The organism is Sulfuricurvum sp. MLSB, from assembly GCF_000747095.1.
Taxonomy (GTDB): Bacteria; Campylobacterota; Campylobacteria; order Campylobacterales; family Sulfurimonadaceae; genus Sulfuricurvum.
This window is the reverse complement of record NZ_JQGL01000134.1, coordinates 1-1,172: the sequence shown is the minus strand read 5'-3', so window position 1 is coordinate 1,172 and position 1,172 is coordinate 1. Positions and strand designations below refer to the sequence as shown.

Below are 1,172 nucleotides of genomic sequence, written 5' to 3'. Positions count from 1 at the left end.
CGAGATTAACTCCGGCATTTGTAAATTTACCAATGTTTGAAGTCATATCCGAAAAACTATAAATGGTTTTATCAGCATAATTATTTAGTTCTTCCAGTTTTTGATTAACCTGATCTAGAGTTACAGGCAAACCTTCGGCGGTTCGTCCAGAAGCAAGCATTGTCTTAATTGAATTGATCTTTAACTCATACTCTCCAAAACCAGCTGTAACTTGATCCAATGTTAATGACTTTAATAATTGTTGACCTGCAACTACTGCTTGATTACCGATTTTCATTAATGCCCCAGTAGCAATCGCTCCTAAGACTGAAAACTTACCCATAACTCCACCGGCAATGCCACCAAGCTGATTCATGCCTCCGCCATCGGTTTTATTTAGAGCATCATTAAACTTTTTTAAAGAATCTTCAGATCTCGCGATATTTTTTTCAAATCCGGAATTTTCAAAATCCAGTTGTGCAACACGTCTGTCAATCGTTTTACTCATAAGTTTGCAACCTCCCGTAAGCAATCATCTGCAATTTTATCAAATATAGGTCGCAATGCAGGATTGATATAATCTATTCCTTGAACATATCCACCCGTTCCGGTTCCGTGACCATATTGGATTAATATAGCTAATGGAATACCATTACCAACAATATGATCATTTGTAAATATAAGTTTTGTTCCGTCTATTTCGTATCCCCATTGACTAGCGGTTTCACCAGTTCTTATTGGAGTTGCTTGTTGGAGTGCCATAACACCGATTTGACCGTACTTTTCAAATATAGCCCGTATTCTAGACGGTAATTTGATTTTAGTATCATTAAAGAATTTAAATGTGGGCTGAAATTGGCCTTTATGAGTAATCCGTATCATAGCACCTCCTTTCTTTTAGTCAGGGCATTGTTTTTCAAGATGTTCAAGATATAGTCGTTCAAATTCCTCTTCGGAAACTATTCTCCAACGTGTTTTCTTTTCCCACCAAACGGCCTCTTCTCCATTTCCACCTAATCGTTTATACGTTTCATGAAGAGCGGTTTGAACTCTAAATTCATCATCAGTACAGGCCCCGATATCGCGATGTTCTTTAAAACACATATAAAGTTCATTACGAATTATACCCTTTAAGGCCTCGGCCATTAAAGCTTGGGAGTTACTTGAATCCTGTAATTGACGATTAATTTCCT

3 protein-coding genes are annotated in these 1,172 nt (G+C 37.3%); all 3 read right to left on the bottom strand.

The features are described from left to right. Positions 1-487: hypothetical protein (locus JU82_RS09640; protein ID WP_037949917.1), on the bottom strand; the 487-nt coding region annotated here is incomplete at its 3' end. Then, entirely contained in the window at positions 484-861 is a 378-nt protein-coding gene (locus tag JU82_RS09635) for an HK97 gp10 family phage protein (RefSeq protein WP_037949914.1), read from the bottom strand. The genes JU82_RS09640 and JU82_RS09635, both read right to left, overlap by 4 nt. 15 nt (positions 862-876) lie before the next feature. Further along, the coding region (locus JU82_RS09630; protein WP_037949910.1) for a hypothetical protein at positions 877-1,172 on the bottom strand (296 nt) is incomplete at its 5' end.

Bases quoted from the DNA above. Each gene is read 5' to 3' on its own strand.
- JU82_RS09635 (WP_037949914.1), bottom strand. From the start codon at position 861: ATGATACGGATTACTCATAAAGGCCAATTTCAGCCCACATTTAAATTC.